The organism is Streptomyces sp. S3(2020), from assembly GCF_013044505.1.
Classification (GTDB): domain Bacteria; phylum Actinomycetota; class Actinomycetes; order Streptomycetales; family Streptomycetaceae; genus Streptomyces.
In genome coordinates this window covers 49,168-55,942 of record NZ_JABERD010000046.1, presented here as the reverse complement: position 1 = coordinate 55,942, position 6,775 = coordinate 49,168, and the positions used below count along the sequence as shown (strand labels likewise).

At 74.0% G+C, this 6,775-nt stretch carries 6 protein-coding genes; 5 read left to right on the top strand and 1 reads right to left on the bottom strand.

Annotated elements, in window-relative coordinates; all coding sequences use genetic code 11:
* The 3 genes from HLK59_RS17355 to HLK59_RS17345 form a co-directional block, all read left to right on the top strand.
* Nucleotides 1-294, top strand: a 294-nt coding sequence (locus HLK59_RS17355) for a PDZ domain-containing protein (RefSeq protein ID WP_206327238.1), incomplete at its 5' end; no start/stop codon positions are given.
* Nucleotides 295-618: 324 nt separating this feature from the next.
* Nucleotides 619-1,740 carry an aminopeptidase P family protein gene (locus HLK59_RS17350; protein WP_171142342.1) on the top strand — a complete coding sequence of 374 codons (1,122 nt, stop codon included), beginning with the start codon at nucleotides 619-621 and terminating at the stop codon, nucleotides 1,738-1,740.
* 49 nt (nucleotides 1,741-1,789) lie between these two features.
* Nucleotides 1,790-2,725: an aminoglycoside phosphotransferase family protein gene (locus HLK59_RS17345; protein ID WP_171142341.1), complete on the top strand. Its 936-nt coding sequence runs from the start codon at nucleotides 1,790-1,792 to the stop codon at nucleotides 2,723-2,725.
* Nucleotides 2,726-2,798: 73 nt separating this feature from the next.
* Here the strand turns inward: HLK59_RS17345 and treZ are convergent, their stop codons facing one another.
* The gene (gene treZ, locus HLK59_RS17340; protein WP_171142340.1) at nucleotides 2,799-4,544 is read right to left on the bottom strand and encodes a malto-oligosyltrehalose trehalohydrolase; all 1,746 of its coding nucleotides are present in this window, start codon (nucleotides 4,542-4,544) and stop codon (nucleotides 2,799-2,801) included.
* 141 nt (nucleotides 4,545-4,685) lie between these two features.
* On the opposite strand from treZ, the gene HLK59_RS17335 reads away from it, so the two are divergent.
* Together HLK59_RS17335 and HLK59_RS17330 are read left to right on the top strand one after the other, a co-directional pair.
* Complete coding sequence (locus HLK59_RS17335) at nucleotides 4,686-5,237, top strand: FHA domain-containing protein (RefSeq protein ID WP_171142339.1); 552 nt, start codon at nucleotides 4,686-4,688, stop codon at nucleotides 5,235-5,237.
* Between the two features lie 212 nt (nucleotides 5,238-5,449).
* Complete coding sequence (locus HLK59_RS17330) at nucleotides 5,450-6,763, top strand: M14 family zinc carboxypeptidase (protein WP_240982467.1); 1,314 nt, start codon at nucleotides 5,450-5,452, stop codon at nucleotides 6,761-6,763.
* The last annotated feature ends 12 nt before the right edge of the window (nucleotides 6,764-6,775 follow it).

Genomic DNA, 6,775 nt, shown 5'->3' with positions numbered 1-6,775 from the left:
GTGTCGCCCACCCCCGCGCCGGCCCCGCCCACGGCCGCCCTCGGCGTGGAGGCCGTCGACGCGGAGAAGGCGGGCGCCCTGATCATCGGCGTGCATGTGCCGGGCCCCGGCTTCGCGGCGGGCCTGGTCCGGGGCGACGTACTCCTCCAGGTCGGAAAGGCCCGCGTGGACTCGGCCGCCGACCTCGCCCGCGCGGTCGCCGGCGCCCGCCCCGGCAAGGAGATCACCTTGACGGTCCGTCCCCAGAGCGGCGGCTACCAGCAGTTGACCGCGACGCCGGGCATCGTCACCTGACCTGTGCCGTGGGGAGGTGGGGAACGCCCGGATGCGGATGCGGATCCGGGAACGGGGGGCGAGGGGCGAGGGGCCGTGCGCTGGTGTGCCGGCCCCCGATCCGGTCCTCCTCCGGGCCGTCCCCCACGGCCCGCGCGTGTGGTGCGTCGGCCGGATGCGCACCCCGCTGTCCCGCGCCGGAGTACGTCGACGGACCCTCGCACCGGCCCGCCGCCCCGCCGCACCCTCGGAAAACACCGCGAACCGGCTCGCGCGGGCCCCGCTGTCCGGGCAGGATGCTGCCCGTAGCCCTCGTTGTCCCTTTGTCCGCCCAGGGAGGCCCGGATGACCGGCAGTACGCCCTTCACCGCCGACGACTACCGGGCCCGCATGGCGCGCGCCGCCCGGGCGGCCGCCGACGCCGGACTCGCCGCACTGCTCGTGGCCCCCGGCCCGGACCTGGTCTGGCTCACCGGCTACACCCCGACCGCGATCACCGAACGGCTCACTCTGCTGGTCCTCGCCGACGGCCAGGACCCCGTCCTCGTCGTCCCCACCCTGGAGGCCCCGGACGCCGCCCACGCCACCGGCGCGCCCGCGCTGACCCTGCGTGACTGGACCGACGGCAAGGACCCCTACGCCGCCACCGCCGCCCTCCTCGACTCCGGCGGCCGGTTCGGGATCAGCGACAACGCCTGGGCGATGCATCTGCTGGGCCTGCAGAACGCGCTCCCCGGCACCTCGTACGCCTCCCTCACGGACGCCCTGCCCATGCTGAGGGCCGTCAAGGACACGGCCGAGCTGGAGCTCCTGGCGGCCGCGGGAGCGGCCGCCGACGCGGCGTTCGAGGAGATCCGGAAGGTTCCCTTCGGCGGCCGCAGGGAGTCCGAGGTCGCCGCCGACCTCGCCGAGCTGCTGCGCCGCTTCGGGCACTCCCAGGTCGACTTCACCATCGTCGCCTCGGGCCCGAACGGCGCCAACCCGCACCACGAGAACGGCGGCCGGGTCATCGAGCGCGGCGACATGGTCGTCCTCGACTTCGGCGGCCTCAAGGACGGGTACGGCTCGGACACCTCCCGCACCGTCCACGTGGGCGAGCCCACCGACGAGGAGCGCCGGGTCCACGACCTCGTGCGCGAGGCCCAGGAGGCCGGCTTCCGCGCGGTGCGTCCCGGCGTCGCCTGCCAGGAGGTCGACCGGGCGGCCCGCAAGGTCATCGCCGACGCCGGGTACGGCGAGTACTTCATCCACCGCACCGGCCACGGCATCGGCGTCACCACGCACGAACCGCCGTACATGATCGAAGGCGAGCGGCAGCCCCTCGTGCCCGGCATGTGCTTCTCCGTCGAGCCCGGCGTCTACCTGCCGGGACGCTTCGGGGTGCGCATCGAGGACATCGTCACGGTCACCGAGGACGGCGGCCGCCGTCTCAACGACACGACCCGCGACATGGTCATAGTGGACTGAGCAGCCACCAGGAGCCCCAGCACATCCCCCGAGTGACTACGGCGCGACCATGACCCAGGCACCGACACCCACCGCGGACACCGTCCGCCGGCTGGTCCGTTCCCTCCTCAAGGACGCCTCGGCCGGCGCCGGACCCGACGTCCGGCCCGTCGCCGAGAGCGCCGAGCCCGCCACCTGGTGGGTCGGCACCCGCCATGTGCTGCGCCTCGCCCCCGACCGCGAGGCCGCCCTGCGTCAGCGCCGTGAACTGCGGCTTCGCGACCTCGTCCGCCCGCACGTCCCGGCCGCCGTCCCCACGAGCGTGGCCCACGGCGAGTGGACCCCGGGGCTGACCTACACGCTCGACGCCCTGGTCCCCGGCGGCTCGGCGCGCGAGCACGACGTCTCCGCCGTCGGCGAGGCCGACCTGGCCGCGCTGCTCACCGGGCTGCGCGAGGTGCCCGCCCGCCAGGCCGAGACCCTCGGTGTCCCGCGCACCTCGCCGCGCTCCCTGGAGGCACTGCGCCGAGCCGCCGAACGCTCCGCCCAGCGCCTCGCCGCCGCCGACGAGTTCGACGCGGGGCGCCTCCACCAGCTCACCCAGGCGGCCGCCGTCCAGCTCGCCGCCCAGCCCGGCACGGCCGTCCTCGTCCACCACGGGCTCACCGGCGGCCACCTCGTGGTCAGCGCCGACGGCCGGGTACGCGGTGTGCTCGGCTGGGCCGAGGTGATCGTCGGAGACCCCGCCGAGGACATCGCGGGGCTCGCCCTCGCCGTCGGTTCCCCCGCCGCCGTCCGCGCCGCCACCCTCGCCGGCTACGGCGCCCGCCCCTGCCTGCGCGGCCTGTGGCTCGCCCGCTGCGACGCGGTCGTCCGCCTCGCCGAACGCCTGGAGGGCCGCGGCGCCACACCGCTTCCGGAGCTACGGGTGCAGCTGCGGCACGCCTGGGAGGCGATCCTGCTGGAGCGGGTGACGGAGCTGCGGGAGGGCGACGAGGAGGAATAGCCCGCCGGGCCCGTGACCCCCGCCGGGCCCATGACCCCCGCTGGGCCCCTCACCCCGTCCGGGCCCCGGACCCTCACTCCTGAAGAAGCACCACGCACGACTCCCCGGGCACCTGGAGCACCCCGTCCGCCCCCGGCGCCTCCACGGGCTCCCAGGCGGCCAGTACACGCGCCTGACGCGGCCCCAGAGGGATCGCGGCGGGTCCCTTGGCCAGATTCACCGCCACCCGCACGTCCCCGCGCCGGAAGGCCAGCCAGCGCTCCCGCTCGTCGTAGGCCACCTTCGTGTCGGCGAGGTCCGGGTCGGTGAGGTCGGCCTGTTCCCGGCGGAGCGAGAGGAGCCGGCGGTACCAGTCCAGTACGCGCGCGTGGGGCTCGCGTGCGGGCTCGGACCAGTTGAGGCAGGAGCGGTCCCGGGTCGCCGGATCCTGCGGATCGGGCACGTCCTCCTCCTTCCAGCCGTGCTCGGCGAACTCCCGCCGCCGGCCCCGCCGTACGGCCTCGGCCAGCTCGGGATCGGTGTGGTCGGTGAAGAACTGCCAGGGCGTCCCCGCCGCCCACTCCTCGCCCATGAACAGCATCGGCGTGAACGGAGCGGTCAGCGTCAGCGCCGCCGCGCAGGCCAGCAGACCGGGGGAGAGGGACGCCGCGAGCCGGTCGCCCTGGGCGCGGTTGCCCACCTGGTCGTGGGTCTGGCTGTAGCCGAGCAGACGGTGCGCGGCCACCCGTGAACGGTCCAGCGGACGCCCGTGCCGGCGGTCCCGGAAACTCGAGTACGTGCCGTCGTGGAAGTACCCGCCGGTGAGCGTCTTCGCCAGCGCGGCGAGAGGGGCGCGGCCGAAGTCCGCGTAATAGCCCTGGGACTCGCCGGTCAGCGCGGTGTGCAGACAGTGGTGGAAGTCGTCGTTCCACTGCGCGTGCAGCCCGAATCCGCCCTGCGCGCGGGAGGTGATCAGCCGTGGGTCGTTCAGGTCGGACTCGGCGATCAGGAACAGCGGCCGGCCCGCCTCGGCGGCGAGCGTGTCCACCGCCGTCGACAGTTCCTCCAGGAAGTGGCACGCGCGCGTGTCCGCCAGCGCGTGCACCGCGTCCAGGCGCAGTCCGTCGATCCGGTAGTCCCGCAGCCACGCCAGCGCGCTGCCGAGCAGATACGCCCGCACCTCGTCCGACCCGGGCGCGTCCAGGTTCACCGCGGAACCCCACGGTGTGTGGTGGGTGTCCGTGAAGTACGGCCCGAACGCGGGCAGGTAATTGCCTGACGGCCCCAGATGGTTGTGTACGACGTCCAGGACCACCCCGAGACCGAGCTCGTGCGCCCGGTCGACGAACCGTTTCAGCCCCTCGGGCCCGCCGTACGGCTCGTGCACGGCCCACAGCGAGACGCCCTCGTACCCCCAGCCGTGCCGGCCGGGGAAGGGGCACAGGGGCATCAACTCCACGTGGGTGACGCCCAGTTCGACGAGATGCCCGAGCCGCTCGGCGGCCGCCTCCAGAGTGCCCTCGCGCGTGTACGTGCCCACGTGCAGTTCGTACAGGACCGCGCCCGGCAGCGGCCGTCCGGCCCACTCCGTACGCCAGGTGTACCGCCCCTGGTCGACGACCGCGCTCAACCCGTCCGGCCCGTCGGGCTGCCGGCGCGAGCACGGGTCCGGCAGCACGGGACCGTCGTCCAGCGCGAAGCCGTACCGGGAGCCGTCCCGCGCCCGCGCCTCACCCCGCCACCAGCCGGTCCGTTCGGGATCGCGCTCCAACGCGCGCGTGGCGCCGTCGCACTGGAGCGTCACACGGTCGGCCTGCGGTGCCCACACCTCGAACTGCACGGACGGTTCCCCTTCGTCTGCTCACCGTGATGTAGCCCGTCCATGGTGCGTCAAACCGCCCCCGATCCGCAGGTACGCGCGCGTGGCGGCTGTTCCCATGTTTTCTGGACACCCGGCGTCCACTGCCCGACAATCACGAACGTGACGTCGTCCTTCGAGTTCAACACGTACCCCGCGCGGCTCTCCGACGCGGAGCGCGACAAGGCGCTGAACGTGCTCCGTGACGGCGTCGCCATGGGTCGGCTGTCGCACGACACGTTCATCCGGCGCATGGAGCTGGCGCTCGCCGCCCGCCGCTCGGACGAACTCGCGGCGCTCACCGCCGACTTGCCCTCGGAAGGACGCTTCTCCCGGCTGGTGTTCGGCTCCGTGGAAGCGGTCTCCGGCTTCACCCAGCGGCTGCGCCGCGCCTGGCAGGCCGAGCGGCTGCCCAAGCTGCTGCTGCCGCACCCCGGCAACGGATACCCGCTGCGGATCGGCCGCGACCCCGCCAACGGGCTGCGGCTGACCCACGAGACGGTGTCCCGGGTGCACGCCGAGCTGAGCCGCCAGGGCGGCATGTGGGTGCTGCGGGACCTCGGTTCGACCAACGGCACGACCGTGAACGGGCGGCGCGTCATCGGGGCCGCCGTGGTCCGCGAGGGCGACCAGATCGGCTTCGGCCGGATGTGGTTCCGGCTCTCCGTCGACTGAGTCCGGACGTCCGTGAACTGAGCCCAACCTTAGCTCTGGCCTGGGATTTACGTCCTGTCGAGAGCCCAGATCCCTTTGCCGACCGCGGTGTTGACGTACCCCACAAGTCGTGACTCACTGTGCGTACACCATGCACATCAGGTGAACCGACGGCACCATCTTCGTGGAGGTGTGCCCTGCCGCCACTCCTCCGCTACCCGACCGTCGACGAGTTGGGCGCCCGGGCGTCCGCACTCGTCGCCCGCCACCCCGGCGACGCCAGACTCCGCACGGTCGGCACGTCCCGCGCGGGCACACCGCTGTGGCTGCTGTCCGTGGGCCACGGCACCCGCCAGGCCCTCGTAGTCGCCGGCCCGCACGCCAACGAACCCGTGGGCGGCGGCACCGTCCTGCGGCTCGCCGAACGCGCCCTCGCCGACCCCCTGCTCACCGAGGGAGCCGACGCCACCTGGAACCTGCTGCTCAGCCTCGACCCCGACGGCCTGCGCCGCAACGAGGGCTGGCTGCACGGCCCGTACACCCTCGGCCGGCACTTCCGGAACTTCTTCCGGCCCGGCTTCCTGGAACAGCCCGAGTGGCTGCCCGACGGCGCCGACGCCGTCACACTGCCGGAGACCCGCGCGCTGCTCGACGTCCAGGACGAACTGCGGCCCTTCCTCCAGTGCTCGCTGCACGGAGTCGACGTGGGCGGCGGCTTCGTCGAGCTGACCCACGACCTGCCCGGCATCGCGGGCCGCGTGGCCCAGCACGCGGCCCGTCTCGGCATCCCCCGCGAACTCGGCCCGTACGACACCCTGTACTGGCCGGCCCTGGGCCCCGCCGTCTTCCGTATCCCGCCACCGCGCCGCGGCGACCTGGCCGCCGCCATCACCGAGGCCGCCGTCGAGTCGACCTGGTACCACCCGCACCGGTACGGCACCGTGACCGCGATCGTCGAGGCGCCCATGTGGGGCGTGCCCGCCGTCGAGGACGGCTCCCCGCCCACCGACGCGGCCGCCGTACTGCGCACGGTCAGCCACACCCTGCGCCGCGACACCCAACGCCTGGAACGCCTCTTCGCGAGCGTCCGCCCCTTCGTCACCGCCGCCCCGGACGCGGAGCGGCTGCTCGCACCGGTCGACGACTATTTACTGGTCTGCCCGGGCATCGCGGACTCCTGGGACCCCGACGTCGACGACGGCGCCCGTCCGCTGCCGCCCCTCAGCACCGCCCACCTGGCCGCCCTGCGGATCTCCGGCCGCCGCCTGACGCTGCGCACCGCGGGCCTGCTGCACCAGCTCGTGACGGCCGCCGGGACCGATCCGGCCGGCGCCCTGCCCGAGCTGGACCGTCTCATCGACGAGTGGTGCGCCGACTACCGCGACAGCTGCGGGGCACGCTGGATCCCCGTCACCCGCCAGGTGGAGTACCAGACGCGGGTGGTGCAGACCGTGTTCGAACTGGCCGGGCGGCACGCGCGCGTGGGCTCCCGTTCGGGTGAGCCGGGGTGGGGATCCCAGGCCGCCGTGCCGATGCATCGGGAATGAAGACTGGCAAGA

Bases quoted from the DNA above. Each gene is read 5' to 3' on its own strand.
- HLK59_RS17345 (WP_171142341.1), top strand. From the start codon at position 1,790: ATGACCCAGGCACCGACACCCACCGCGGACACCGTCCGCCGGCTGGTC.
- HLK59_RS17350 (WP_171142342.1), top strand. From the start codon at position 619: ATGACCGGCAGTACGCCCTTCACCGCCGACGACTACCGGGCCCGCATG.